The sequence below is a fragment of the Actinoalloteichus hymeniacidonis genome, assembly GCF_014203365.1.
GTDB lineage: Bacteria > Actinomycetota > Actinomycetes > Mycobacteriales > Pseudonocardiaceae > Actinoalloteichus_A > Actinoalloteichus_A hymeniacidonis.
On the sequence record NZ_JACHIS010000001.1, the window covers coordinates 4,831,298 to 4,856,744 of the forward strand.

The window sequence follows — 25,447 nt, forward strand, 5'->3', positions numbered from 1 at the left end:
TGGACCGATGACCGCGCCGACCATCCGTCCGATGCGTCCATCCGACGTGCCCGGCTTGGTATCGGCCAGCATCGCCGCAGGCACATTGTTCGCCGAGCACGGGATCATCCTCCCGCCGGACGATCCAGCGGCGACCCTCGCCGAGGCCATCGACGTCCTGGTCGCCGAGCCCATCGACAGCGCGTCCGCCGAGCGGCAGCAGGCTGCCGGGCCGGTCGGTTTCGCCGCGACCACGGTGCTCGACGGGCACTGCCATCTCGAGGAACTGGCGGTGCATCCCGCCTACGGCAGGTTGGGCATCGGCAGCGCGCTGCTCGCCGCCACCACCGAGCGAGCGGCCCGGCGCGGCTTCACCAGGGTCACCCTCACCACCTTCGCCGACGTGCCGTTCAACGCACCCTGGTATCGACGGCGAGGCTTCGAGCCGCTACCGGAGCGGGACTGGGGCCCGGAGTTGATCCGTCAACGGGCACGCGAGGTCGAGGCAGGCATCGCCGTGGCGCCTCGGGTCGTGCTGTTCCACGATCCCGCGTGACCGCGCGTACTCACTACTCGGTGTCCTCCCGACGCAGCAGGGCCGCTGCGGCCGCCACCCGAGGGTCGGCGAGCAACTCGTCCACGGTCAGCCGAAGCGGCAGCCGCCAGTTCGGATACTGATCGACCGTGCCCGGCAGGTTGGGCTGCCGCTCCTCGCCGATCAGGTCGTAGGGAGCGGCCAGCAGCAACCGGGATGGCGTCCTGGCGAGCAGGGCGTGCATCGCGAGGATGATCTCCTGCTCGGTCGGCTCGGCCGCGCCGGAGTCTGCGGTCAGCACTCCCTCCGTCACCAGATGGGCGAGGAACTCGGCACGTTCCGCCGCAGCCCGGCGCCGCTCGACCTCGACGTCCTGGGTCAGCACCCCGAGTTCGGCGCGGATGCGCACGTGCTCGCCGCGCAGGAAACCGGTGGCCGTCGGCAGATCGTGGGTCGAGACACTGGCGGCGGCGGACTCGCCCCACCGGCCCGAGGGCAGCAGGGTGCCCGCAGGCAGCTCCGGATCGTCGTCCTCGGCTCGTTGGAACCAGAGCACCGAACAGGACAGGATGTCGCGTTCCTGCAGGGCCTCGGTGACCCCGTCCGGAACGGTGCCGAGATCCTCCCCGATCACCACGGCGCCCGCCCGCGACGCCTCCAGAACGAGGATCGCCAGGAGTGCCTCGACGTCGTAGTGGACGTAGGTTCCCCGGTCGGCGGTCTCGCCCGGCGGAACCCACCACAACCGCCACAATCCCAGGACGTGGTCGATGCGGATGCCGTCGGCCTGCCGCAGGACGGCCCGCAACATATCCCGATAGGGGGCATAACCCTGGGCGGCGAGGCGGTCCGGCCGCCACGGCGGCAACCCCCAGTTCTGGCCCTGCTGATTGAAGTCGTCCGGCGGTGCACCCACCGAGACCTCGGTGGCCAGCACATCCTGCAGAGCCCAGGCATCGGCGCCGTTGGGAGTGGCACCGACCGCCAGGTCCGCGATCACGCCCACGCGCATCCCCGCATCCCGACCGCTGCGGTGTGCGACGTCGAGTTGAGCCGCGCAGCAGGCCTGTAGCCACGCGTGGAAGGCGACCCGGTCGGCGAGGTCGCGACGTGCCTGGGTCACCGCGGCCGAATGCGGGTCACGCAGGGCCGCAGGCCACTCCCGCCAATCACCGCCATGTCGCTCGGCGAGCGCCCCGTAGGTGGCGAAATCGCGCAACGCCGGGTCCTCGGCGAGATCGACCGGTCGGGCGGCGGGCCAGAGCAGTTCCAATGCCGCGTGTTTGGCCCGCCAGACCTCGTCGTAGTCGATGCGGTCGCCGCCTGCCGGGATCGCCAGCGCGTCGATGCGGGCCCGGGTCGCCTCGTCGACGATTTGATACTCCGGCAGGTCCTCGATCCGCAGATACAGCGGATTGGCGAACCGCCTGCTCGATGGCGAGTAGGGCGACGACTGGACGGGGTCGGTCAGGGCGACGGCATGCAACGGATTGAGCAGGACCACGTCGACGCCGAGTTCGGTTGCGGACCGGCGCAGCAGTTCGCGCAGGTCGCCGTAATCGCCGATGCCCCAGGACTTCGCGGAGTGCAGGGCGTAGAGCTGGACCATCCACCCCCAGCTCGTCGGCACCCTCGGCGCGCTGCGCGGTGCGACGACCACGGTGGTGAGGTCGTCCCCCGTGCGCAATCGGTGATAGCCCAGCGGCAGGTCCGTCGGAAGGCGGTCGACGACCGCGTGTGAACCGCCCTCCTCCAGCTCGATCACCGCCGGTCCGGTGAGCGGGGCCGACTCGCCCTGGCGCAGCACGATGGTCGCTGGCATCCGGGTGCGGCGTTGGGCCGCGTCGGCGAGCGCGGCCCGCACGGCGACCGGGGTGCTCGCATCGATGCCGAGTTGGCCGAGCACCGCGATGACGACGTCCTGATCGACCTCGATCCGCTGATGTCGCCAATCCTCGTACCAGGTGGCGACGCCGTGTTCGTCGGCCAAGGCGGCCAGTTCCTCGTTCACCCGTGTACCACCGTTCCCGATCGGGCTCGATCTCGAGACGACGAGCGACGGCGCGCCGTCCTCGGCTTGATCGTCGCCCACCGCCACGGAGGCCCACAAGCGGGCAGGCCTAGATCCACTCCATACGATGGAGCCCGGCTGTCAACCCGGTCCCGGCTCCGCAGGCGCCCGGGAGAACAGGGTCGCGCCCCCGCTCGCCACGATCACCAGCCCGATCGCCAGCACTTCCCGGCCGGTCAACTGTTGGCCGAGCACGATGAATCCGGCCACGGCGGCGAGCGCGGGACCGAGGCTCATCAGGACGCCGAAGACCCGCGCCGGGATACGCCGCAGGGCCAGCATCTCCACGGAGTAGGGCAGTACCGAGGAGAGCAGGGCGACCGCGAGTCCGATGCCCAGCGTCGTGGGCGACAGCAATGCCGAGCCCGCCGAGGCGATGCCCAACGGCACCACCAGCACCGACGCGAAGGTCATCGCCACCGCGAGGCCCTGGATGCCGGGGAAGCGCCGACCGGTCTGCGCGCTCAGCAGGATGTAGCAGGCCCAGCCGACTCCGGAGCCCAGGGCGAACAGCATGCCCACCGGGTCGAGTCGGTCGAATCCACCGCTGCTGAGCAGCACGACGCCGACACCCGCCAGCAGTACCCAGGCGACATCGCGCAGTCTGCGGGAGAGCACGACGGCCAAGCCCAGCGGACCGAGGAATTCGAGGGTGACGGCGGGACCCAGGGGCATCCGTGCCATCGCCTCGTAGATGCCGACGTTCATCACGGCGAAGGCCACGCCCAGGCCTGCGGCCGCAGCCAGGTCGGTTCGCGAGCGACCGCGCAGTCTCGGCCGCGCGACGATCAGCAGCACCACCGCCGCCAGGGCGAGTCGAAGGGTCACCGTGCCGGTCGGTCCGATCTGGACGAACAGCGTGGTGGCCAGCGCCGCGCCGAATTGAAGAGCGGAGCCGCCGGTGAGCACCAGCAGCAGTGCGGCCGTCCTGCCACCCGCTACCGATGCCGCTTCCGTCGATTCCCCTCGTCCCGATTCGGCCACGTCAGAACGGTAGACCCCGCTCCGCCGAGCCTGCTCGCTCGTCAGCGCCGTGCTTCGCGTGCCCGAATCCGCCGTCGGCTGCTGTCCAGGAGCCGCCGCAGCTCACTCGATCAGATGAACTTGCCGATGGGCTGGCGAAGTCGGGACCATCGAATCGGCCTTTCGCGGACGTCGGGCGGGACGGGTGGCGATCCACCGCGCGGATGGCCGGGACACCGATGCGTCTGAAACTCGGCGACGCCATCCCCTGTCGGTCCCGGCGATGCCCGGCGCGTCGGCGGCGGCACCCTCGATCGGACACCGGATCGAGCCGGGGATCCCGGCGGCGCTGATCATCCCGACACCAAGGACACTACTCACGAGCAACGGCCGCCTGCGGTCAAAATCTCACCAACTCAGCCAAAAACTTACGCTGAGCCAACGGCTGCAACCCGAGCGAGGCCAAGATCAGCGAAATCGAGTGAGTCGTACATCACAACCGACGCCTAGCGTCGCTGTTCGATGCGTCGACTCAATGAGAAGGTCGACAGCGCCCCGAGGAACTGTCGTCACAGGATCGGGCTCGCGGAGTCTCCACTCCCGGAGAGTCCACGAAAAGCACAGCAGCGAAGACAGAGCCGGTGACGGCGGAATGTGGGGTCATTGTGGTCCGCAACCAATGGTCGGTGAACTGCCGGGATGTGGCGGGCAGGAAGCGCGATCTGACCGTCTTCGTCAACGATGGCCAGGTCGTCATCGTCGCCCCACCCGGTGAGACCGCAGTGCTGGCACCCCTGGAGGTGGGCAGACTCAGGGCTGCGTTGCGCGACGCTGTGGTCACAGCGTCCGTAGCCTCTAAGGAATGACCGGAGCCAATACCGATCACCTCTCACGTACGACCATCCGGCCCGCCGACTCCTCGGACCTCGCGGGCATCCTGGCGATGCTCGATGACGCCGTTCGCTGGTTGTGTGCCAAGGGCATCGAGGGCCAGTGGGGCTCGACGCCCTTCTCCGCCAGGGAGAGCACCGTCGATCGCGTCGCCGGTTGGGTTCGGCGAGGGGTGGTACAGGTCGCCGAGCAGGATGACGAACTGCTCGGCGTCCTCGCGTCGGGTCCCGCACCCGATTACGTCCCGGCCGCCACCGGGCCCGAGGTCTACGTCGTCGCGCTGGTGGCAGGTCGCACCCCGGCTGCGAAGGGCACCGGCGCCCGGTTGCTCCGCCTGGCCGAGCAGCAGGCCATCGACGAGGGTGTCGACCGCGTCCGGCTCGATTGCTGGGCGGGCGGCTCCGGCCGATTGATCGACTACTACCGGGGACAGGGCTACGAGCCGGTCGAGACCTTCGATCTCGACGGTTGGCCCGGTCAGATCCTGCAACGCGAGTTGGACCGGCGGTGACGGCCCGCGACGCCCGGCTCCGGCGGGCGCGATGACGGCCCAGGATCCACCCAACAGCGTCTGGAGTGCACTGCACGGAATCCGCACCTTGATCGACAACGGGGTGCTGCGCCCGATGCGGCCGGATCGGCTCGTCCGGTTGCTCGCCGCGCTCTGGCGTTGGAACACCAGCCTGGCGCTGGGTTTCGCCACCGGCGCGGTCCGGCATCCCGACCGCCCCGCCGTGATCGACGAGCACGGCGCGGTCAGTTATGCCGAACTCAACGACCGCACCACCCGACTGGCCAACGGTCTCGCGGACCTCGGCATCCGGGAGGGCTCGTGGCTCGGAGTGCTCTGCGGCAACCATCGTGCCCTGGTCGAGACCCTCGTCGCCGGCAGCAAACTCGGTGCCAACATCCTGCTGCTCACCAATAATCTCTCGCCTGCCGAGATCACCCGGTTCCTCGATACACATCAGGTCGACACCGTCATCGCCGACCACGATCTCGCGCCGAGGCTGCCGGTCGACGAACGCGGACTCACGGTCCTCACCGCGTGGACCGAGCGCACCACGTCGGCGACCACCATCGACCAGCTCATCCTCGATTCGGAGCCGACACCGAGGCCGAGGCGGCAACGTTCCGATCAATCGGACGACAGCGTCGTGATGCTGACCTCCAGCAGTCACGGACTGGCCACCTCGGTGCCGAGCAGAACCCCGTCGCGGATCACCCCGGCCGCCACCGTCTTCGGCCGCATCCCGTTGGCGGCAGGCGAACGCACACTGATGGCGGCCCCGCTCTCGCACACCTGGGGGATGTCGGCCCTGCATCTGACCGTGGTCCTCGGCGCCACCCTGATCCTGCTGCGCGAGCCGACCACCGAGTCGATCCTCACCGCGCTGAAGCGTTATCGCTGCACATCGATGTTCGCCCGCCCCGACATGCTGCGCGGGCTGGTCGATGCCGGGCCCCCGGAGGGCGGGTTGCCCGCCCTGCGCGCCGTGGTCTCGACCGGCGGACAGCTGCCCGGCGACCTCGCCGCGCGCTTCCGCAACCATTTCGGTCCGGTGTTGCACAACCTGTACGGCACCACGGAGCTGTCCTGGGTCAGCATCGCCACCCCCGCCGATCTCCGACGGGCACCCGGCACCGTCGGCCGTCCCCCCAGAGACATCCAGGTGACGGTTCGGGACGAGTCCGGCAGGCTGCTGCCGCCCGACGAGACCGGCCAGATCTTCGTGGAGGGCGCTGGCTGGGACAGGGGCTTCGACGAGAACAGCGTCGCCCAGTCCTCCGAGCAACCCGGCCGGGCCTTCACCGGCGACCTGGGACATTTCGACGCCACCGGCCTGCTCTTCGTCGATGGCAGCAAACGCGATGTCCCCTCGGCCGAGGAACGCCGAAAGTCCAAGGAGCGGCGGCAGGGCGACCGCCGCAAGGGCGATCGACGCAAGGTCGACCTGGGGCGCCCCGAGGGCGAACGGCGACGCGGTGAACGACGGCAGGGCGAACGACGTCAGGGCGATCGCAGGCAGAGCGATCGGGAGCGCAGGACCGACCGATCCCGACCGGAGGAACGACCCGCGCAGCCCGATTGCACCGCCGGGCCGCCCGGGGAAGCCGATCGCGATTCGACCGGCACCTGCCTGCCAGGGCAGCCGACCAGCCCCGACCCGGATCGCGACGACCCCACGGGCCCGACCGGCGGATCGGAGCCCGACCAGCACGGTCCCGGATAAGGCAGAGTAGGGCCGTGACTTCCACAGAGACCGGCGCAGAGCTTCCCGATGCCGGATCGGTTCAACCGCTGCGTCTGCGGCCACCCCGGCATCGGGTCAGCCGCCGGGCGATCCTCTGGTGGACCCTGCGCAGCGCCATGAGCTGGCTCGCCGTCATCGTGCCGCTGCTGGCCGGCTACTGGTGGTGGAGTGACCCGCCCTTCCACCTCGGCTGGGCCGCGCTGGCCGCAGGCGTGATCGGGTTGCTGCATGTGGCGATCATGCCGAGCTGGCGTTATCGGGTGCATCGCTGGGAATTGGGCGAACACGCGGTCTTCACCCAGAGCGGTTGGCTGAACCAGGAATGGCGGGTCGCCCCCGCCTCCCGGATTCAGACCGTCGACACCGAACGCGGCCCGCTGCAACAGCTTCTCGGTCTCTCGACGGTCACGGTGACCACCGCCTCGGCAGCCGGGCCGCTCCAGATCGCCGGGCTCGATCGCGAGACCGGCATCCGGGTCGTGGCAGAACTCGCCGCCACGACCGAGGCGAATCCGGGGGATGCGACGTGACCGGTCCCGACCCGGACCACACCGGCGAACCGCTCGGGTCCCGACCGGTGTCCGAGCCGCCGCCCGCGCCGATGCCTACGACGTCGGAGACACCTGTCGAGGCGGCGGGCCCGGTCGTGGCCGACCCGCAGCCCTGGGCCGCATCGCCTGCACCACCCGGTGACGAGGAACGCTGGCACCCCGGCCGGTGGCAGAGCGGCCCGGCCCAACCACCGCCGCCCGAGGCGGAGATGTCGGCCTCGGAACAGATCGACCAACGGCTCGACGCACGGATGCTCGCGGTCCGGCCGCTCAACGAGGCGATGGGCCTGCTGCCCGTGCTGATCATCGCGATGGTCGTCGGCAGCGGGGGCGGCTGGCAACTACCGCTCGCCGCTGCGGGTGCGGGATTGCTGCTGATCAACGGGTTCTCCCAATGGTTGACCACCCGATATCGGATCAGCGACGACCAGGTGTTCCTGCGCAGCGGTTGGCTGTTCCGCACCCGCCGCGCGGTGCCGCGCGATCGCATCCGCACGGTCGATCTCACCGCGAAGGTGATGCACCGGGTGTTCGGCGTGGTCACCGTGAAGATCGGCACCGGCGGGCGCAAGGGCGCAGGCATGAGCGACGAACTCGTCCTCGACTCGGTCTCCCGCGCCGAGGCCGAACGGTTGCGCCAGGTACTCCTGCATCGTGCCCCCGTCGGATCGGTGTCGACGCCGGTCGACTCCGAGGCACCCGACGGTGTTGCCGCCGATCCGACCGCGTCGGGCGCGACAGCGCAGAACACCACTGGCGAGGAGCCGGGCACCGTACTGTCGAAGTTGGACCCTCGGTGGTTGCGGTTCGCCCCGCTGACCCTGGCAGGCCTCACCGCGGTCGGTGTGCTGGCCGGAGTGAGCATGCAGTGGCTGCAGGAGCTGTCGATCGATGTCGACGAGGTCGGTCTGGTCCGCGACTGGGTGGGTTGGCTGTCCGAGGCGCCGATCGCCCTGCTCGTCGTCGGTATCGTCCTCGCCCTGTTCGTCATCAGCTCCGTCCTGGCGTTGATCGTCTACGCCATCCGTAACTGGAACTATCTGCTGACACGCGAGACCGATGGCACGCTCCGGGTTCGTCGCGGGCTTCTGACGACCAGGGCCGTCTCCCTGGAGGAGAAGCGGTTGCGCGGGGTCGAGCTGCAGGAACCGCTGCTGCTGCGTAGCGCGCGCGGCGGTCAGGTCAACGCGGTCGCGGTGGGCATCAGCATGATGTCCCCGGAGAGCAGCCAACTGCTGCCGCCCGCCCCGGTGACCGAGGCACATCGGGTGGCGGCGGCGGTGGCCAAGCAGGACCACGCCCCCACTCGAAGCTCGTTGAGCCGCCATCCGGCGGCGGCACTGTCGCGCCGGCTGGTCCGGGCGGTCGTCCCGGTGGCCGTGCTGGCGGCCGCCCTCTGGGCGTTGACGACCTTCGGTTCCTGGCCGAGCTGGCCGGCCTGGACCGCCACCGGTCTCCTGCCGTTCGCGGTGTTCCTGGGGGTGGATCGCTATCGCAGCCTCGGGCATGCCCTGGGATCGCGCTACCTCGTCACCCGATACGGATCGCTCAGCCGCAACACCGTGGCGTTGGAACGCGACGGGATCATCGGTTGGAACATCCGGCGGACGATCTTCCAACGGTCGGCCGGACTGGTGACCCTCACCGCGACGACGGCGGCGGGCGGCAACTCCTACGACGTGGTCGACGTCGCGGAGCCGGTCGCACTCGGTGTGGCCGACGAGGCGGTCCCCGCCCTGCTCCAACCGTTCCTGATCGGCGGAAACGCCCGGGACCACCGGGAATCGACACACCGACAGCCAGTCCCGGCCACGACGTCGGAGGACCTAAACTCATCGACGTGAACTACCGCTTGGTTTGGATCGACTGCGAGATGACGGGCCTCGACCTGAAGTCGGACGCACTGATAGAGATCGCCGCCCTCGTCACCGACGCCGATCTGAACGTGCTGGGCGAAGGGATCGACATCGTGATCAGCGCCGAGGAGTCGGCGTTGGAGAACATGCCCGATGTGGTGCGGGAGATGCACGCCAAGTCGGGTTTGACCGACGAGGTCCGGCGTTCCACGGTGACGATGGCCGAGGCCCAGCAGCGCGTGTTGGAGTTCATCCGCGAACACGTCCCCGAGCCGGGCAGCGCGCCGCTGGCGGGTAACTCGATCGCCACCGACCGGGCATTCCTGGCCAGGGACATGCCCGAGTTGGATGATTACCTGCACTACCGGATGGTCGATGTGTCCTCGATCAAGGAGCTGTGCAGACGCTGGTACCCCCGGATCTACTTCGCTCAGCCCGAGAAGGGGTTGGCCCACCGGGCACTGGCCGACATCCACGAGTCGATCCGCGAGCTGCGCTACTACCGGCAGACCGCGTTCGTGGCCCAGCCCGGTCCGACCAGCGAGCAGGTGCAGGCGGTGGCCACCCGACTCCTCGGTGAGAGCACCGACGTCAGCGGGACCGCCGTGGCCCGGGAGAAGGCGGACGAGAGCGCCTGAGTGAGGCCCTCGCCGCACCGGTCGGGTGCCGAAAGGTAACCCGCTTCGAATACCGCGATCGGACAAGATAAGCTGTGTCCCGTCGCGGTGGTCGCAACCAGGCCAGCGGATCGTGGTGGGTGTAGCTCAGCTGGTAGAGCACCGGGTTGTGGTCCCGGGGGCCGCGGGTTCAAGTCCCGTCACTCACCCCAGTTAAACGAGGTGCGAACTCCGACTGTGGAATCAGTCGAAGTCCGCACCTCGTTCTCATTTCGGGTGTCTTCAGCCCAGCGTGCCCGTCTGTAATTCCCGATCGGTGAGCGCAGCGAACGGCGTGCGGGCATCCGGCCCTCACATCTTCGTCCTCTTCAAGGTAGATCTCGCTGAGCAACGTCTTGTTGCGAGGACGCAGGCCCACATCATCACAGCAAGCGATGACCGGATCCGTCGCGAACGACGATGAGCTTCACGCAGTCATCCGCCAGGCGACGCCGACCGGTCAACAGAGCGTGTGGTCGGTTGCTCGAGGGACCGCGTGCCTGGGTACGCCCACTCTCCGCTCGGCAGCAGCTGCCTTTCGACGGTGGGAACCGAGGTGGCGCCTGCGAGTCTGCTCAGATGCCTCGTGCGGTTGCCGTTCGGAGTGCACGGCCGCTCAGCAGCCACATGGCGGTGGCCATGAGTAGTCCGATCGGTGCGGCGATGGCGAGGCGCGCCGGAGTGTCGGCGGTGAGCGGCCAGGCAGTGGGTCCGAGGATCCAGAGCCAGGTCTCGGCAAGGACATCGCCGCCGAGAGTGATGCCTAGGGTCGTGATGACGACCGTCGCGCCGAGTGCCCAGCCGGTGCCGTAGCGAACGCTGATCCAGAGGGCACCGAGGACGCCGGCCGTACCGAGCATCAGCCACAGCATCCCGGACCGCAGGAGCGACATGATCGTCGCGGGGTCTGGGTCGCCGCGCAGCACGCTGTTCGCGAGGGCACCGAAGGTGACGGCGAGGGTGACGGAGGTGACGCACAGCACCAGCCAGGTACGCACCGAGGCCAGGACGTTGCTTCGCCGCAGGACGAGGATGCGCCATCCCGGGGTGAGGGTCTGCCAGGTGAGCACGGCGACGACGCAGACGCCGATCGGGAGCATGGCGTAACTGTGCAGGCCGAGGAGGTAGCTGTTCGGATACACGGCTGCAACCGCGATGGCGAGCACGATCGCTGCCGCGCAGAGCGGGATCACGGCGCGGGACCTCATCACGCAGCGCACCGCACCGAGCTTGCCCGGGCGGGCGCTGCGCCGCCCGACCGGACGGTTGTCGATCCGCGTCGTACGTGCGGCACCGGTCCCGCGCAGCCGCGCACCGACAACGACAGCGGTGAGCAGCAACCCCAGGGTGAGGGCGAGCGCCGGGGACTCCTGGGCGAGCGGATCGGTCGGATCGAGTGGAACGCCGTTCTGGTGCGCACCGAGTAGGGGCAGCATGGCTCGCACCGCCCAGGTGGGCGGGAGCACGGTCCAGAGGCCGGCCTCGGCGGCGAGGGTGCCGATCGCCTGCCACACCCATGCTGCGAGGAAGACGGGGATGAGTCCCCAGGCCTCGGTGGCGATGTAGGCGAGGGCGAGCACTCCGAGCGTCGCAATCCAACAGCCTGCCCCGGCCCAGAGGATTCCGGCGATGTCGGTCGGGGCTCCGGCGAGTAGTGAGAGCGGGATGACGGTTCCGAACGCCAGCGCGTGGAAAAGGGCCGAGAGAGCGGCGAGGATGAGGATCCGGGCGAGCACGATGATCCTCGTGTTGGTCGCGCGCCATTCGGTGCCGCCCTCACGGGCGGCGACTTCTCGTGCCGTGGTTAGCCCGGCCAGCAGGGTGAGCAGCGGGGCGGCCATCCCGGTGGCGTACAGCGTCTGCCACAGCAGCGCAGCGCGCTCCTGGCTGTCGGGGGTGATGAGGATGCCTGCGAAGCTGATCCCCGCGATCACCAAGCCGAGCCAGGGCAGGTACGCGGCAGCCGAGCCGCGAGTTCGGACGGTTTCCGCGCGGACGGCGGCGAGCAGCGGACGCATCAGGCGGCCCCCGGCCGTGCAGCATCGGGCAGGGTCAGGTCAAGGAACATCTGCTCCAGCTGCCCGGCAGGGGCGAAGTCTGTAAGGGTGCCTTGGTAACGGCATCGGCCGTCGACCAAGACGGAGATATCGTCGGCGAGCTGCACGATCTCACCGAGCTGATGAGAGCTCACGAGCACGGTCCGGCCTGCTGCGGCGTAGTCACGCAGTAAGTGCCGCAGCTCGACGATGCCCTGCGGGTCGAGCCCGTTCTGAGGTTCATCGAGGATCAGCAGCTCCGGTTCGGTGAGAATCGCGGTCCCGAGCGCCAACCGAGCTTTCATGCCCATCGAGAAGTGCCGGGCGCGTTTCCTGCCCGTCCCGGCGAGCCCCACGATGTCGAGGACCTCCTCGATGCGTGCCCGCCCGACTCCGGTGAGGCGGGCGTGCACGAGCAGGTGATCGAAGGCGCTGAGGCGCTCGTAGATCGCGGGGCCGTCGATGCTGGCACCGATCCGTTCCAACGCAGCCGTGCTCCGACCACTCTGTGAAGGTGATTCACCGAGGACTTCGATCGTCCCAGAATCGGCTTGCATGAGGCCCAGCAGGATCCGGAAGGTCGTCGACTTCCCGGCCCCGTTGCGGCCGAGCAGTGCGTGAACCCGGCCGGCAGCGACGGTGAGATCGAGGCCGTCGAGCACCGCCGTGTCGCCGCGCCGCAGCCGCACATCGGCACAACGGACAGCGGGGCTTACAGCCGGACGTGCGTGATCCTCGTCAGTAGCCATCGGAGGTTTCCTCTCGCAGGAATGATGATCAGGCATCACAGGCGGTGAACGCGAAGGTGCGCAGGTTGCCGATGGACCCGTCGACGATCACATCGATGTCGGGCAGATCCTTGTTGTCATCGACCGCGTTGAGCGCGTAGACGGTGCCGTCGGGCGCGGTGAACGTGAGCACCGGATCGCCGTCGGCGTTGTTGTCACAGGCGACGGTGCCGTGATCGACGGTGAGGCTCCAGGAGTGCCCGGGGTCGTCTTCGCTGACCTCGGCCGGGTTGCTCGTCGCGGTCGCAGTCGGCCCGTCGACCGGGAAGTCCTCGGGATGTTGTATGCCGTTGCACCCGCTCAGTCCAACGGTGCTGAGGGCGCAGGCCGCGAGGACGAGCCGGACGGTGTGGCGACGCGAGGTGAAGGTGTCGATGTTCATGGAGTTTCTTTCAGTAGAGCGTGTGCCATGTAGCCGTCCTCGAGGTTCGGCGCGGCCGGGGTGGCGTCGGCGGGTGGGGTGTCGGTGATGATCCGGTACCGGGTGCCGGTGCCGGTCGTCGTCGCGTTGACGACGATGACCTGCTCGGGCGGCGGCGCGGTTCGGGCTGCGGTAAGCCAGGTGCGTCCGCGGGCGGCGTCGATCAGTCCCTCGGTCGGGCCGTCGTAGTGGGCCCGGCCGTCGCGGAGCACGAACACGTACGGACAGGTCTGCGCGACGTCGTCGAGGATGTGGGTGGACAGGATCACGGTGCGGTCCTGGCCGAGGCCGGCGAGCAGGGTGCGGAACCGTATCCGCTCCTCGGGGTCGAGTCCGGCAGTCGGCTCATCGACGATCAGCAGTCTCGGATCGCCCATGAGTGCCTGCGCAACCCCGACGCGACGACGCATCCCGCCGGAGAACCCGCCGATCCTGCGATCCTGCGCATCCGTCAGTCCGACACGGACGATCAGCTCCCGTGCCTGCTGCTTGCGCGCGCTCGCGTTGTCGATGCCTTTGAGGACGCCGACGTAGTCGAGGAACTCCAGCGGAGTGAGGTTCGGGTAGGGCTCGACATCCTGCGGTAGGTATCCGAGGGTCTTCTTCACCGCCCGACGCACGCTCGCGTCGGCGAGGTCGCGGCCGTCGATGTGTACACGGCCACGGGTGGGCCGGATGATCCCGCACAGGATGCGCATGAGCGTGGTCTTCCCAGCACCGTTCGAACCGAGCAACCCGATCAGGCCCTGCGGCAAATCGATGGTGACGTCGTTCAGCGCGGCCTGCTTCTTGCGGAAGTCCTTGCCGAGATGATCGATCGAGATGAACATGCAAGGTTCCTTTCAACGCTTCCGGGTGCGTTCAGCCAGCCACGCCCCGGCCAGCAGCAGGGCGACGACGATGACGAGTCGGAGGATCAGCGAGACGGTCGCGCCTAGCGAGGTGCCATCGAAAGCGAGCGGCCCAGAGGAGGCGGCATAGATCGGGCCCGCACCGAACCATCCGGTGACGATCGCGTCGCCGACCACGGAGAACACGGTTCCGTTCGGGGTCGGGATCGGCAGTAGTGGGCTGGAGAAGACCAGCAGGAACCACGCCAGCACCGCCACAATCCGTGCCAGCGCCTTCGGCAGCAACGCTCCCGCTACACCGGACAGCGCCGTGGCGATCAGTGCGGCCGGTGCGACAACGGTGGCGGTGACGGCCAACGCACCCGGCAGCGACCAGGGACGCCCACCGATCATCTGCACCAGCCCCATCGTCAGGAGCACGACCAGGGAGGGGGCGATGACGACGGTGAAGGCGCCGAGCACGCGCGCGGTCCGCAGTAATGCCTGCGGAACGGAGGTGGCGGCTTCGATCTCGTGCATGCCGAACCTGGCCGAAACAGTGAAGAAGTCCGCGAACGCGGCCGCGTAGGCGATTCCGGTGAAGATTGCGATGATCTGTCCGGCAAACGCGAGGTCTTCTATCCCGCCGGTGCCGGGACGCCCCGGGGATACGACCGCGAGCAGCGTCGCGAACGCGGTGAGCGGGACCGTGGTGAACCAGAGCGCGCTCTGCCTTCGCGCGACGCGGGAATGGGTGCGTGTCAGGCTGATGAGCGTCATACCGTCGTCACCTTCGCGATGTTGCGTTCACCGTCGCCGAGCCGAGACCATGCCAGCCCGAACAGACCGGCTGCGGCCAGGAGCGGTAAGCCGCGCTGCCGATGCAGTGGAAGCACGTACGGGTCCCAGAGCATCGCGAGGCACATCCACGCCATGACGACCGCGATCGTCGTCGACGATGGCGTCCCGGCGAACGCCGCCGTGAACAACGCGATCACGGCGACGAACACGACCGCCCCGGCCGGAGAAAGCACGCTCGCCCAGCCGGTGTCGCGCGGCCATACCCCGAGCAGATGCAGCGGCGCCACCATGATGACTGCGCCGACAAGCCCCGACACGGTGCAGAGCATGGCGCGCAACAACTGGACGGTGCGGAACGACGTCGTCGTCGACTCGTGCAGTTCGATCAGCGGGTCGCCGGTGAGGGCGACCGCAACGCAAACCCCGGCGCAGAGCACGAAGGCCTGGGCCAGCCAGCTCACCAGGCTCATCGCCTGCGAGGGCGGCCACGCCGACGACGCCATCCAACCGACGACCGCAACCAGCGCACCCGCGATCAGCGGTCCGACCGCCACAGACAGACCGACGCGCCGCCATTGTGTCCGAAGCAGCGCTCCCGACATCCCGGTTCTCCTCACTCACGGGCCCAGGCCCGCAGTTGTCTCCGGCCTTCGCTCGGTCAGTAGCGGCGAGGAGGGGAAAGGTTCACCCCGGTTCCGGGAGCCCGCCTCGAAGAGCGGTGGCAGACCTTGCGGACAGGACCGCGGCAGCGAGAATGAGGAGACCGACGCCTGCGACGCCCGCCGGGGTGATCGCTTCCCAGACCGCGCCGGAGAATGCACCGAGGCCGATGCTCGTCGTGCTGTTCGATGCCGGAGTCACCAGGGGAATCACTACGAGGCCTGCGATCATGCCAGCCCACGGGACCGCCCAGATCGCCATGAAGGTCGCAACTCCGGCGATCACCGCCAGCGGAGCCAACCAGCCGGCCAGCACTGCGGCCAGCCCGCCGGTGTACCCCCACGCGGAGACCAGCGCCGAAGCCGCAGTGCCGGCAATCGCGTCGAGGACGAGCACGACTCCGATCCGCGCCATCAGCACGACCTGCGGCCCCAGCGGAGTCGACAGCGATACCGTGTCCGCGCGACCCGGCGACAGCGCCATCGTCACCGTCGCAGCCACGCCGAGCAGCATCAGCATGCAGAACCCCGACAACGCCGCCGACGCTGACTGGCTCACACCGAGGAAGCGGGCGGCGAGCACCGCCATCGTGACCGTCACCAGCACGATCGGCAGCACGAGCCACGGAACCACGCGCAACTGCGCCCACGCCAGTGCCCCGGCCAAGCGCAGGCTCCGACCCGCCGTCCAGCGTGGTGCGACAAGCGGTGACGGCTGCGCGGAGATCCGCCGTCGGATCGCCGGGAATCCCGGTGCTCGCGGTCCACGCTCCGCCTCCCACCGGCGCAGAACGTCGCGGAGGTCTTCGCCCCGTGATCGGTCCGTTTCGGGTTCAGGCATCCTGCCTCCTCATTTCCTCGCGCAGCAGCCTGCGCGCCCGCGACACCCGGCTCTTGACCGTTCCCAGCGGCACACCGAGCACCTGGGTGATCTCCTCGTACGGCAGCTCGTGCAACCACGCCAACCGCACCACCTCGGCCAGGCTTTCTGGAAGTGCGTCGAGCGCGTGTAGCACAGCGGCTGTCTGGTCGGCCGCGATAATCAACTCGGCAGGACCAAGATCCTCGGACGGCACCTCGTTCACCTGTGCATCATCGAGGGGTTGCTGTGGGAGGCGTTTGCGCCGGGTGTGCATCGAGATCTGACGCTTCGCGATCCCGAGTAACCAGGTGAGTACCTTTGCATCGCGTCGAAACGCGCGGGCCGAACGCCAGCACCCGAGCCAGACGTCGGCGCTCACCTCCTCGGCGACCCCTCGGTCGGAGACCCGAGCAAGCACGAAGACGAATACGACCGGTCCGTAGCGGGCATAGAGACCGCCGAGTGCGCGTTCATCGCCATTGCCGACCAGAGCCAACAGGTGATCATCGGTCTGCGGCTCATCGTCCCGCACCAACCAGCTCCACTTCGCTCCGCCGCTCCCATTCGATGGCCATCAGCGGATCAGTAGCGCCCATACCTTCCCGGGTTCACTGAGATCGGTACCTGACGACTGCGGGAGCGTGAACCGGCGCTACGCGGTTGCCGGGTGCCGTCATAGCCTGGTTCGACGGGAGCCCGAGCGTAGGGTCACTAGCCGACCACCCGGGTCAGCGAGGAGCGGCCAGCACCTCGGCCAGCCCCTGCTGGAGATCGGCGATGAAGTACTCGGGAACCTCGAGCGAGGGAAAGTGCCCGCCGGTCTCGGGCTCCGTCCATCGGACGATCCGACGGTATCGCTCCCCCGCCCAGGGTCGCGGGCACTTCTCGATGTCGCGGGGATAACTGGTGATGGCCGTCGGAACGTCGATCCGAAGCTCGGGATCGAGCGCATTGACGCCGCCGTGGCTCTCGAAGTAGATCCGGGCCGCCGACGCGCCGGTCCGCGTCAACCAGTACAGGGTGACGTCGTCGAGAACTCGATCTCTGGAGATCGTCTCGAAGGGGCTGAGCTCGGTGTCGGACCATTCGGCGAACTTGTCGAGGATCCAGGCAAGGAGCCCCACCGGTGAGTCGACGAGCGAGTATCCGATGGTCTGCGGCCGGGTCGCCTGTTGTCTTGCGTAGGCCCCATGGCGGAGATAGAAGTCGTGGGTCTCCTCGGCCCACCTGCGTTCGGTCGGCGTCAGTCCGTCCGTGGTCAGTCCCGGCGGTGCCTGCGCCAACGTGGTGTGGATGCCGAGGACGTGCTCGGGGAAGCGGCCAGCGAGGACTGCGGTGATCACCCCTCCCCAGTCGCCGCCGTGGGCGAGGAACTCGTCGTAGCCGAGCCTGCCCATCAGGGTCACCCACGCGGCCGCGATGTTCTCGACTCCCCATCCGGTGGTGGTCGGCCTGTCGCTGTAGCCGAATCCGGGAAGTGAGGGAACCACGACGTGGAAGGCGGGTGCGTCCGGGGCGTGCGGCTCGGCCAGTTCGTCGACGATGTCGACGAACTCGGCGATACTGCCGGGCCACCCGTGGGTCAGGATCAGTGGAATGGCGTCCACGCGTGCGGACCTGCGGTGCAGGAAATGGATTCCCAGCCCGTCGATGGTCGTGCGGAACTGACCGATCCGGTTTAGCCGCTGCTCGAAGGCGCGCCAGCTGTAGTCGGTGCGCCAGTAGTCCACGAGGTCGACGAGGTCGACGAGCGGAACGCCCTGGTCCCAGCGGCGCGCGCCGGTTGCGATGCGCTGGATCGTCTCCGGCTCCGGTAGTCGCTGCGCGTCCAGCCGCGCCCACAGATCGTCGAGGTCGGCCTCGGGTGCGTGCGCTTCGAACGGGTGCACGCGGTGGCTGGGACCGGACATGCGACCTCCTGGCCATAGACGGGATCGATAGCGGCAACAATTGAACCGCCTATGCCGGTTCTAGCACGCCATCTCGGCAGCAGGCAACCAGCTATGGTGGTTCCATGAGCGCCGAGTACCCCGAATTTCGCCTGGGCACCGAACTGTCGACCAGCTTCACCGCGACGTTGACGGAACGCCGTGGCGACTCGGTGGAGCGCATCCCCACCCCCGCGCGGCTCGTCGATTGGTTGGCGCTGAGCGGCTTCGCGATCAACTCCTGCACCGCCGCCCAACTCGCACTCGCTCGCGAACTGCGCGAGTCGATTCACGCCGCCGCGACCGCGATCGCGACCGACGACGCTCTCCCCGAGTCCGCTGTCCGAGTCATCAACGACCACAGCATTCGCGGTCGGGCCGCAGCCGTCCTCACCCCCGAGGGCGGCCGGGAGTGGCGACTGAGCTCGACGTCCAGCGTGGAGGATGCGCTGGGTGTCATCGCCGCAGACGCGATCGCCCTGATCACCGGGCAGCGCGACGGAAGATGGGCCTTGTGCGCATCGCCGAGCTGCCGGGCGGCGTTCTTCGACACCAGCCGATCTCGCACGCGCAGGTGGTGCGAGATGAACACCTGCGGGAACCGGCAGAAGAAGGCACGATTCGTCGCCAACCGTCGCAGGCAGCCCGAGCCTGCGCGAAATGGCTCGTCGACGTCATGAGACCGGGGGCGACGGCAGCCGGAAACCCTGCTCACCACCGTCGCCCCGGGTTTGCTCAACCCCACCGGGTCCCCGGTAACCCTCTAGGCGTTGGAGAACTCGATCACGCGTCGTCGCCGTGATCGGTGGCGGCCGCAGCCTCGCGGAAGGGCTCCGCCTCCCGGGCAATGCGCTCGGTGACCACGGCTCGACGATCCAAGGCATCCCGCCCGACGGGCAGATGCAGCGGGAGCCTCTCCCCGCTCGCGACCTGATAGATGAAGGCGGCCCCCTTGACCGGATCACCGGCCTGGGTGTGGTTGGCCTTATCCACCCAGTTCAGCGTGACGTGAGCCGGGGTGTCGTCGTAGTTCGCGATGCGTCGCCCCGACAACTGCACCGAGGACGTATCGAGGAGATCCGTACGGAACACCCCGGGTTCGACGACCATGCTCTGGATACCGAACGGCTCCAGCTCTGCAACGAGAGCCTCACTGATCCCGGCGACGGCGAACTTGGACGACGAATACATGCTCACGCCCGGCTCGCCCTCGAATCCGGAGCGGGAGCCGATGTGCACGAGCTTGCCGCGCCCCGCCTTGCGCATCACCGGAAGAACGGCACGGGTGGTGTTGATCAGCCCGAATACGTTCACGTCGAACAACGAACGGGTCTCTTCGTCGGTGATTTCTTCGAGGGCGCCGATCAGCGCGCGACCGGCGTTGTTCACCAGTACGTCGATCGTGCCGAACCGCTCGACGACCGTTGCCACGGCCGCGCTGATCTGATCGGAATCGGTGACGTCCAATGCCACCGGCAGTGCCTGCGGGTGGGTGCGGACATCGGTGGGCAGTCGGTCCGGCCTGCGCGCAGCCAGAGCAACCTGCTCGCCACCGGCAAGGGCGGCGCGAGCGATCTCCACACCGAAGCCCCGAGCGGCGCCGGTGATCATCCAGACAGACATAGTGCTTCCTTCTCCCGAGATCGAGGGCGATGAGGCCGCTGTCGAGCGGCCGTTCCATGCTCGGGCGGGCTCGGCGCGTGGTGAAGGCCCGACCTTTCCGGGGACAGATTGGGCTACCCGCCGCGCCTATGTCAGACCCTGATCCCGGCAAGAATGGAAGCCATGAGCGAAGGCGCGGAATCCGCACTGGCCGGCTATCTGCGTTCGGCACGAACGCGGCTCAAGCCCGAAGATGCCGGTCTGAGCGAGGCTGGCCCACGAAAGGTCACGGGGTTGCGTCGCGAAGAACTCGCGATGCTCGCAGGGGTGAGCGTCGACTACTACACCCGCCTCGAACAGGGCCGCAGCAAGAGCGCCTCCCCTGCGGTGCTCGATGCACTCGCCGACGCGCTGCGGCTCGACGACGCCGAACGGGCACACCTGCACACCATCGCCAGACCCATGCCCTTCCGACGGCGACGCGCAGCCAGAACCCAACGACTCCACCCCTCGACCAGGTCGTTGCTCGACACCCTCGACGCCGCACGGCGCCCGGCGTTCGTCCTCGGCAGGCGGCTCGACGTCCTCGGCCACAACCGGATTGCGGCACTGCTCATCGCCGACTTCGAGGTCATGCCCGCAAAGGAACGCAATCAGGCCCGATTCGTGTTCCTCGATGCCCATGCCCGCGAGCTGTACCAGGAATGGGACGGCGTCGCCGCCGATACAGCGGCCATGCTCCGCGTCGATGCGGGCAAGTATCCCGACGACCCCGCGCTCAGTCGTCTCATCGGCGAATTATCGATCCACAGCACCGATTTCCGCAGATTGTGGGCTCGCAACCGCGTTCATCAGCGCACCACCGGCACCAAGGGCTACCGGCATCCGCTCGTCGGCACCCTCACGATCACCTACCAAGCGCTCGTCCTCGGATCCGATGCCGACCAAACGCTCTTGGTCTACGACACCGAGCCGGGCTCTCCCTCCGCGCACGCCCTGCAACTTCTCGCGGAGGGAGCCGGGAAATCCGACGCCGACTCGGCGATACCCAGCGGTATGCAGATCCGCTAGCAGCTACTTCGCATCTGTCTGAGCGGTGCTGGCCGGGTGCGACCACATGATGCGACCGGACAGCGTCCTGCGGAGAACACCGGTGCATTCCCCGCTGGGGGTCGGCGGGCTCCACCGCTTCGGCGGGCGTTTACAACGGTGGTTGTGCCGACTGAACCGCACGGACGGACGCCGTGGGCTCGGGTCCCGCACCGCATCTTCCTCTTCCCGCAGGACTCAGCCACGTAGCCGTCCCTCGATCGCCGCTCTGGACGCGATCACCTGTTCCCGGAGCCGGTCGACGTCGACACCGACGAGTTCCCCCGCCCATTTGCGCGCGATGCCATCGACGAGCACGCCCTCGATCTCCCGCGTTCCCGCCCCGAGGACCAAGGTGCCGATCGCGTCGTTGCGGGGCATCGTCGCGATCGACTCGGCATCGACGATGATCAGGTCGGCCCGCTTGCCCGGCGTGATCGAACCCGTCTCATCGCCGAGCCCGACCGTCCGGGCCCCGGCGTGCGTCGCGAACTCCAAGACATCGTGCGTGGTGATTCGGGGCCCTGCGGGTCGGCCGGTTCGGGCGCCGTCCTCGACCGCCCGCATCCGCTGGATCGCCAACAGCACTCGCATCTGGGTGATCATGTCGCCCGCCAAGGCGACCTCGACGTCGATACTCAGCCCTGGCCGGACACCCACCGCGAGAGCCTCGTCGATCGCGGGCACCGCGGTCTCCAAGCCGATCTGGCTATCGGAGGTGGGCGCCAGGGAGACCGAGGCCCCGGTGTCGCCGATGGCGCGCCAGGCGTCGCCGGTCAAACCGGTGGCGTGGATCAGCTCGACGGACGGACCGAGGATCCCCTGGCGCTCCCAGTCCAGGATGACCGCCGACGAGCTGCCTCCGAACACGGCGTCGATGCTCACTCCGATACCGAGGTCGCGAGCGAGCGCAGCGGGTTCGACGCCGTAGGCGATCCGCTCGCCGCCGATGGCGCCATCCGCCAGCATCCCCATCCGAACGGTCAGTCTGCCCCCGGCCATGCCGTTCCGATCGGCGACGATCCGGGCGAGATCGGCGGGCCACTGTTCGTCCCAGCTGCCGAAGTGCGGGGCCATCGAGGCATGCACACCTCGGATACCGCTGGCGACGAGTGCCTCGATGGCGGCGTCGGTGTGTGCGGCGCTGCGCGAGTTGTGGGAGAAGTCGAGCATCGTGGTGATGCCGCAGTCCAAGGCGGCCAACGCTGCCAGCCGGGTGCCGATCAGCATGTCCTGCGGTGTGTAGGCGGGCGCGATCTCGCCCAGCGTCGTACCGACGTAGGAGGCGAGGTCACCGACGTCGGGCATGCTCCGGCGGAACTGGCTCTGCCAGGCATGCCGATGGGTGTCGACGAAGCCGGGGGCGAGGATCCGACCCCGTAGGTCGACGGCGGTAGCCGTCCGCAGCCGATCCGCGTGTTCTGGATCGGACCGGAGATCGGCGCCGACGGCCACGATGCGCCCACCCTCGATGAATACGTCACCGGCAGGCAGATCGGGCACCGCCGGGTCCACGGTGACGATCGCCGCGCCGGTCAAGAGCAGCGGGCCGACGCCGTCGATCGAGGCGAGTACCGACCCGGTATTCGATCGGGTCACTTCGCCGCACCGTCCTCATCGGTGGCACCTGTCCGGCCCGTGGCGGTGGAAGCGGGGCGCAGGACGTAACCGCCGTGGTGGAGCACCCCGTTCGCGAAGGTCCCATACGCCCAGAACCCCAGGTCGTCGAGGTAGTCGATCCGGTCGCCGTTGATCCAATAACGTCCCTGGAAGGCATGTTCGCGACCGCCACGGGTCTCGTCATAGCGCCCCGTGTCGAGGAGATGTTGGTGCAGGAAGCCGGTCTCGTCGATCCAGGTGCCGACCCGGGCGGGGTCGACGGCGCCCGATATCGATGCCTCGGCGGGCGGTTCGATCAGCCGCTGCCCGCCCCATTCGACGACGATGCCCGCGGCGACGACGGCAAGCACCCGAGCGGTGCCCGCCAGGATCGCCGCCCACGCCTGGGCGTTGTCCGCGTACTCGCGGCCGGCGAGCACGACGAAGGTCGCCGATGCGCCGGGGACCAGGCCGCCGACGTGCTGGGTGCGGGTTGGGCGCAGCCCGGCGGCGGCCACCAGATCGACGACGCCGGGAACGATCGTGGTGCCCGCGCAGTCGATGACGATCGCGTTGTCGTCATCGGCAGCGGTGACCAGGCCCGGCCCGATGCCCACGATCCGACCGTCGCTCACCAACAGGTCGCCCTGCGAGATCGTGCCGATCAATGGGTCACCGGTCAGCAGGCGGGCGCCGGCATACAACGGCGGCCGGTGCGGCTGGGCCGCCTGCATCGCGCGGATGTCGGCCACGACGTCGGGGGTGAACGTCTCGGCCGTGCGATACAGCACCATCCCGGCGTGGTGCAGGACGTCGTCGACGAAGTCGCCATCTGCGGTGAAACCGGTGTCGTCGAGGTACTCGATGTGGTTCCCGTCGATGCGGTAGCCGCCCTGGTAGGCGTTCTCCTGCCTGCCCCTGGCCTCCGTATACCGCCCGCCGGGCAACAGCCGATGCCGCACCCGTCCATCGGCGGTCACCCAGAGCCCCACATATGGTTCCGTGCTCATCAGCGTCCTTCCTGTTCGGTGTCGGCATCAGCCTGGAGTCGGCCGCACCGATCAGGAAGGTCGTGCTCACCCTGGCTGGGCCACACCCTGGTTGGCACGCGGTGAGAAGCGAAACGGCGGGCCCGACCGACTCCGAAGAGCCGCCGAACCCGCCGTCGCACGCGATGGGGTCTGCCAGCAGGGTCAGCGGTGGCCGCCCTCGCTCCATTCCTCCCACGGGATCTGCCAGTCGTTGAACCCGCCCACGCCGCCGTCACCGGGCAACTCCTGACCACCGGAGTTCTCGATGATCACCACGTCACCTCGTTTGACGTTGTCGAAGAACCACTTGGCATCCTCCATCGAGAGGTTGATGCAGCCGTGGCTGTCGTTCGCCTGCCCCAACACGGGGTTCCACGGCGCCGCATGGACGAACTCCCCGTTGTTGGCGATGCGGGTCGCCCACTGGACATCGGTGACGTAGCCGCCGGAGGCGACGTCCAGGCCGTAGGTGGAGGAGTCCATCGTGTACTGCGCGTGCTTCTCCGTGACGACGTGCACGCCGTCCCACGACTGGAAGGGCGCCTTGCCCAGGGAGGTGGGCATCGTGCGGACCAGCTCGCCGTTGATCTCCACCTTGAGCTCGTGGCTCTGGCCGTCCGCGTAGGCGACGAAGGAATCACCGACGGTCAGGGTCGACTGTCGGCTCTCGCTGCCGTAGACGCCGTTGCCCAGATGCTTGCCGTAGATGTCGGCGTCGATGGTGATGACCGTGCCGGGCTCCCAGTACTCCTTGGGCCGCCAGTGCACCCGGGTGTCGTCGAACCAGTAGAAGGCGCCCTCGACCTCGGGTTCCGTGGTGATGCTGATGGCTTCCTCGGCCGCGGCCTTGTCCTGGATCGGCTCGCCTGAGTCGAAGTAGAAGGCCAGCGGATGGCCCACGCCGATGGTCTCATCGGGCAGCGGCGAGAAGCCCACGAAAGTCTGATAGCGCGGGTTGGCCGTGGTGAACGACGAGGTCTCGGTGATCTCCTCGCCGTCGGCGTTCTCCCCCGTGGCCGTGAGCGAGTACTCCCGCCCGTATCCAAGCGGCTCGGTGGTGGTCCAACTCGCCCCGTCCTCGGCGATCTCCCCCGCGACCGGCTCCCCCTCCGGGTTGGTCATGACAACCTCGGTGAGTACCCCGTCCGCCGCCTCGACGAGAACCGGATCCCCCGGTGCCACATCGGTTTCGGCGTCGGCGGGTAAGGAGAGCGACACCTCCGGTGCGGGCGGCGCACTCGTCTCGCCACCCTGCCCCGCCCCGCCACCCGCGCCGCCCCCGGACTCGGATCCGCCTGCGGACGTGCAACTCGCGAGCAGAAGTGTGACAAGGCCGACTGCGGCGGCCAGTGTCCGCCGCCGAGCCGCCCCCGGCCTGCCCTGGTCGATAGAACGTGCTGATCGACTCACTGTCTCCCCCATACCGCCATCGGGCGGCCTCGATCGCTAGTCCGAACGGGTGTCGGCGTAACGACCAAGCCTGATCAAACCGATGCCCCTAGAACCACTTTGCCCAGATAGACGCCTCAACATCACCGGCGGTTGCATCCTTGTCCCAATCGATGCCCAGGCGTGGCCTTCAGCCTAAAGCGCAGGCCTGTCGATCTCGATCGAGTTCCTCCGATGCGGCGGCGCCCAAGGAGGGGGGCCGGATTTCAACCTCCGGGCGCCCCTGTGTTACTGTTTTGCCGCCGCACGGGGAACAAGCCGGTGAGGCAAAGAGAACAAAGAAGAACACGCGGCATTAGCTCAATTGGCAGAGCAGCTGACTCTTAATCAGCGGGTTCGGGGTTCAAGTCCCTGATGCCGCACTGAAACCCCAGGTCAACGGCCTGGGGTTCTTTGCTTTCTAGATCGAGTCCTACTTTACCGGCCGGATGTCCAATAAGCCGAGGGCCTTAGCGGCAAGCCGGGTGCGACATTAAGGGTGTGTCCGTGCCCGCGTCTGAGCGGCCACTCACGCTTCGGAGTTATCCGGCGGGCTGGCGTACTCCTCGATGCGGGTGCACGAGGCCGCCGTGGAAGCGGAAGTACCACGGCGGCG

25 protein-coding genes and 2 tRNA genes are annotated in these 25,447 nt (G+C 68.4%); 11 read left to right on the forward strand and 16 right to left on the reverse strand.

What is annotated here, in order from left to right; all coding sequences use genetic code 11:
- Nucleotides 1-31 precede the first annotated feature (31 nt).
- A complete protein-coding gene (locus BKA25_RS20200) occupies nucleotides 32-535 on the forward strand; it encodes a GNAT family N-acetyltransferase (RefSeq protein WP_084643585.1) in 504 nt (167 codons plus the stop codon).
- Between the two features lie 13 nt (nucleotides 536-548).
- Here BKA25_RS20200 and malQ read toward each other — a convergent pair whose 3' ends face one another.
- The 3 genes from malQ to BKA25_RS28775 form a co-directional block, all read right to left on the reverse strand.
- Nucleotides 549-2,525, reverse strand: coding sequence for a 4-alpha-glucanotransferase (gene malQ, locus BKA25_RS20205; RefSeq protein ID WP_069853363.1), 1,977 nt, complete (start codon nucleotides 2,523-2,525; stop codon nucleotides 549-551).
- Nucleotides 2,526-2,666: 141 nt separating this feature from the next.
- Nucleotides 2,667-3,569, reverse strand: a complete 903-nt coding sequence (locus BKA25_RS28480; RefSeq protein WP_069847511.1) for an EamA family transporter — start codon at nucleotides 3,567-3,569, stop codon at nucleotides 2,667-2,669.
- Nucleotides 3,570-4,016: 447 nt separating this feature from the next.
- Nucleotides 4,017-4,202, reverse strand: coding sequence for a hypothetical protein (locus tag BKA25_RS28775; RefSeq protein ID WP_512699158.1), 186 nt, complete (start codon nucleotides 4,200-4,202; stop codon nucleotides 4,017-4,019).
- An 8-nt stretch (nucleotides 4,203-4,210) separates the two neighbouring features.
- Here BKA25_RS28775 and BKA25_RS20215 point away from each other — a divergent pair, with 8 nt between their 5' ends.
- From BKA25_RS20215 to BKA25_RS20245, 7 genes are all read left to right on the forward strand, one after another.
- The gene (locus BKA25_RS20215; protein WP_157421365.1) at nucleotides 4,211-4,414 is read left to right on the forward strand and encodes a hypothetical protein; all 204 of its coding nucleotides are present in this window, start codon (nucleotides 4,211-4,213) and stop codon (nucleotides 4,412-4,414) included.
- Nucleotides 4,411-4,950: a GNAT family N-acetyltransferase gene (locus BKA25_RS20220; RefSeq protein WP_069847505.1), complete on the forward strand. Its 540-nt coding sequence runs from the start codon at nucleotides 4,411-4,413 to the stop codon at nucleotides 4,948-4,950. The genes BKA25_RS20215 and BKA25_RS20220 overlap by 4 nt, the downstream gene beginning before the upstream one ends.
- Nucleotides 4,951-4,981: 31 nt before the next feature.
- Nucleotides 4,982-6,673 (forward strand): AMP-binding protein, encoded by a 1,692-nt coding sequence (locus BKA25_RS20225; protein WP_069847503.1) that lies wholly within the window; start codon nucleotides 4,982-4,984, stop codon nucleotides 6,671-6,673.
- A 14-nt stretch (nucleotides 6,674-6,687) separates the two neighbouring features.
- On the forward strand, nucleotides 6,688-7,224 hold the full coding sequence (locus BKA25_RS20230) for a PH domain-containing protein (protein ID WP_069847501.1): 537 nt from the start codon (nucleotides 6,688-6,690) through the stop codon (nucleotides 7,222-7,224).
- A complete protein-coding gene (locus BKA25_RS20235; RefSeq protein ID WP_069847499.1) occupies nucleotides 7,221-9,089 on the forward strand; it encodes a PH domain-containing protein in 1,869 nt (622 codons plus the stop codon). Before BKA25_RS20230 ends, BKA25_RS20235 begins: the two co-directional genes overlap by 4 nt.
- Nucleotides 9,086-9,739, forward strand: coding sequence for an oligoribonuclease (orn, locus tag BKA25_RS20240; protein ID WP_069847497.1), 654 nt, complete (start codon nucleotides 9,086-9,088; stop codon nucleotides 9,737-9,739). The genes BKA25_RS20235 and orn overlap by 4 nt, the downstream gene beginning before the upstream one ends.
- 115 nt (nucleotides 9,740-9,854) lie before the next feature.
- Nucleotides 9,855-9,930, forward strand: a tRNA-His gene (locus BKA25_RS20245).
- Between the two features lie 402 nt (nucleotides 9,931-10,332).
- On the opposite strand, the gene BKA25_RS20250 is transcribed toward BKA25_RS20245, so the two are convergent.
- From BKA25_RS20250 to BKA25_RS20290, 9 genes are all read right to left on the reverse strand, one after another.
- A complete protein-coding gene (locus BKA25_RS20250) occupies nucleotides 10,333-11,775 on the reverse strand; it encodes an ABC-2 family transporter permease (protein WP_069847495.1) in 1,443 nt (480 codons plus the stop codon).
- Nucleotides 11,775-12,542, reverse strand: coding sequence for an ATP-binding cassette domain-containing protein (locus BKA25_RS20255; RefSeq protein WP_084642662.1), 768 nt, complete (start codon nucleotides 12,540-12,542; stop codon nucleotides 11,775-11,777). The genes BKA25_RS20250 and BKA25_RS20255 overlap by 1 nt, the downstream gene beginning before the upstream one ends.
- Before the next feature lie 28 nt (nucleotides 12,543-12,570).
- Entirely contained in the window at nucleotides 12,571-12,963 is a 393-nt protein-coding gene (locus tag BKA25_RS20260) for a superoxide dismutase (protein ID WP_069847491.1), read from the reverse strand.
- Nucleotides 12,960-13,832 (reverse strand): ATP-binding cassette domain-containing protein, encoded by an 873-nt coding sequence (locus BKA25_RS20265; RefSeq protein WP_069847489.1) that lies wholly within the window; start codon nucleotides 13,830-13,832, stop codon nucleotides 12,960-12,962. Before BKA25_RS20265 ends, BKA25_RS20260 begins: the two co-directional genes overlap by 4 nt.
- Before the next feature lie 12 nt (nucleotides 13,833-13,844).
- Nucleotides 13,845-14,612, reverse strand: coding sequence for a hypothetical protein (locus tag BKA25_RS20270; protein ID WP_069847487.1), 768 nt, complete (start codon nucleotides 14,610-14,612; stop codon nucleotides 13,845-13,847).
- On the reverse strand, nucleotides 14,609-15,235 hold the full coding sequence (locus tag BKA25_RS20275; protein WP_069847485.1) for a hypothetical protein: 627 nt from the start codon (nucleotides 15,233-15,235) through the stop codon (nucleotides 14,609-14,611). Before BKA25_RS20275 ends, BKA25_RS20270 begins: the two co-directional genes overlap by 4 nt.
- Before the next feature lie 82 nt (nucleotides 15,236-15,317).
- Nucleotides 15,318-16,133 carry a hypothetical protein gene (locus tag BKA25_RS20280; protein WP_069847483.1) on the reverse strand — a complete coding sequence of 272 codons (816 nt, stop codon included), beginning with the start codon at nucleotides 16,131-16,133 and terminating at the stop codon, nucleotides 15,318-15,320.
- Nucleotides 16,126-16,686 carry an RNA polymerase sigma factor gene (locus BKA25_RS20285; RefSeq protein ID WP_216637804.1) on the reverse strand — a complete coding sequence of 187 codons (561 nt, stop codon included), beginning with the start codon at nucleotides 16,684-16,686 and terminating at the stop codon, nucleotides 16,126-16,128. Before BKA25_RS20285 ends, BKA25_RS20280 begins: the two co-directional genes overlap by 8 nt.
- Nucleotides 16,687-16,882: 196 nt before the next feature.
- Complete coding sequence (locus BKA25_RS20290) at nucleotides 16,883-18,064, reverse strand: epoxide hydrolase family protein (protein WP_069847480.1); 1,182 nt, start codon at nucleotides 18,062-18,064, stop codon at nucleotides 16,883-16,885.
- 104 nt (nucleotides 18,065-18,168) lie between these two features.
- On the opposite strand from BKA25_RS20290, the gene BKA25_RS20295 reads away from it, so the two are divergent.
- Nucleotides 18,169-18,762 (forward strand): CGNR zinc finger domain-containing protein, encoded by a 594-nt coding sequence (locus BKA25_RS20295; protein WP_069847478.1) that lies wholly within the window; start codon nucleotides 18,169-18,171, stop codon nucleotides 18,760-18,762.
- Nucleotides 18,763-18,865: 103 nt separating this feature from the next.
- Here the strand turns inward: BKA25_RS20295 and BKA25_RS20300 are convergent, their stop codons facing one another.
- On the reverse strand, nucleotides 18,866-19,705 hold the full coding sequence (locus BKA25_RS20300; RefSeq protein ID WP_069847476.1) for an SDR family NAD(P)-dependent oxidoreductase: 840 nt from the start codon (nucleotides 19,703-19,705) through the stop codon (nucleotides 18,866-18,868).
- 162 nt (nucleotides 19,706-19,867) lie between these two features.
- On the opposite strand from BKA25_RS20300, the gene BKA25_RS20305 reads away from it, so the two are divergent.
- Nucleotides 19,868-20,755, forward strand: a complete 888-nt coding sequence (locus tag BKA25_RS20305; protein ID WP_069853362.1) for a helix-turn-helix transcriptional regulator — start codon at nucleotides 19,868-19,870, stop codon at nucleotides 20,753-20,755.
- A gap of 216 nt (nucleotides 20,756-20,971) precedes the next feature.
- On the opposite strand, the gene BKA25_RS20310 is transcribed toward BKA25_RS20305, so the two are convergent.
- From BKA25_RS20310 to BKA25_RS20325, 3 genes are all read right to left on the reverse strand, one after another.
- Nucleotides 20,972-22,372: an amidohydrolase family protein gene (locus BKA25_RS20310; RefSeq protein ID WP_069847474.1), complete on the reverse strand. Its 1,401-nt coding sequence runs from the start codon at nucleotides 22,370-22,372 to the stop codon at nucleotides 20,972-20,974.
- Entirely contained in the window at nucleotides 22,369-23,382 is a 1,014-nt protein-coding gene (locus tag BKA25_RS20315; RefSeq protein ID WP_311734498.1) for an Atu4866 domain-containing protein, read from the reverse strand. The genes BKA25_RS20310 and BKA25_RS20315 overlap by 4 nt, the downstream gene beginning before the upstream one ends.
- A 183-nt stretch (nucleotides 23,383-23,565) precedes the next feature.
- Complete coding sequence (locus BKA25_RS20325) at nucleotides 23,566-24,813, reverse strand: L,D-transpeptidase (protein WP_236750526.1); 1,248 nt, start codon at nucleotides 24,811-24,813, stop codon at nucleotides 23,566-23,568.
- 328 nt (nucleotides 24,814-25,141) lie between these two features.
- On the opposite strand from BKA25_RS20325, the gene BKA25_RS20330 reads away from it, so the two are divergent.
- Nucleotides 25,142-25,214, forward strand: a tRNA-Lys gene (locus tag BKA25_RS20330).
- Nucleotides 25,215-25,447 lie beyond the last annotated feature (233 nt).

Bases quoted from the DNA above. Each gene is read 5' to 3' on its own strand.
- BKA25_RS20200 (WP_084643585.1), top strand. From the start codon at position 32: ATGCGTCCATCCGACGTGCCCGGCTTGGTATCGGCCAGCATCGCCGCA.
- BKA25_RS20280 (WP_069847483.1), bottom strand. From the start codon at position 16,133: ATGCCTGAACCCGAAACGGACCGATCACGGGGCGAAGACCTCCGCGAC.
- BKA25_RS20305 (WP_069853362.1), top strand. From the start codon at position 19,868: ATGAGCGAAGGCGCGGAATCCGCACTGGCCGGCTATCTGCGTTCGGCA.
- BKA25_RS20220 (WP_069847505.1), top strand. From the start codon at position 4,411: ATGACCGGAGCCAATACCGATCACCTCTCACGTACGACCATCCGGCCC.
- BKA25_RS20250 (WP_069847495.1), bottom strand. From the start codon at position 11,775: ATGCGTCCGCTGCTCGCCGCCGTCCGCGCGGAAACCGTCCGAACTCGC.
- BKA25_RS20265 (WP_069847489.1), bottom strand. From the start codon at position 13,832: ATGTTCATCTCGATCGATCATCTCGGCAAGGACTTCCGCAAGAAGCAG.
- BKA25_RS20270 (WP_069847487.1), bottom strand. From the start codon at position 14,612: ATGACGCTCATCAGCCTGACACGCACCCATTCCCGCGTCGCGCGAAGG.
- BKA25_RS20275 (WP_069847485.1), bottom strand. From the start codon at position 15,235: ATGTCGGGAGCGCTGCTTCGGACACAATGGCGGCGCGTCGGTCTGTCT.
- BKA25_RS20315 (WP_311734498.1), bottom strand. From the start codon at position 23,382: ATGAGCACGGAACCATATGTGGGGCTCTGGGTGACCGCCGATGGACGG.
- BKA25_RS20300 (WP_069847476.1), bottom strand. From the start codon at position 19,705: ATGTCTGTCTGGATGATCACCGGCGCCGCTCGGGGCTTCGGTGTGGAG.
- BKA25_RS20295 (WP_069847478.1), top strand. From the start codon at position 18,169: ATGAGCGCCGAGTACCCCGAATTTCGCCTGGGCACCGAACTGTCGACC.
- BKA25_RS20255 (WP_084642662.1), bottom strand. From the start codon at position 12,542: ATGGCTACTGACGAGGATCACGCACGTCCGGCTGTAAGCCCCGCTGTC.
- BKA25_RS20290 (WP_069847480.1), bottom strand. From the start codon at position 18,064: ATGTCCGGTCCCAGCCACCGCGTGCACCCGTTCGAAGCGCACGCACCC.
- BKA25_RS20225 (WP_069847503.1), top strand. From the start codon at position 4,982: ATGACGGCCCAGGATCCACCCAACAGCGTCTGGAGTGCACTGCACGGA.
- BKA25_RS20260 (WP_069847491.1), bottom strand. From the start codon at position 12,963: ATGAACATCGACACCTTCACCTCGCGTCGCCACACCGTCCGGCTCGTC.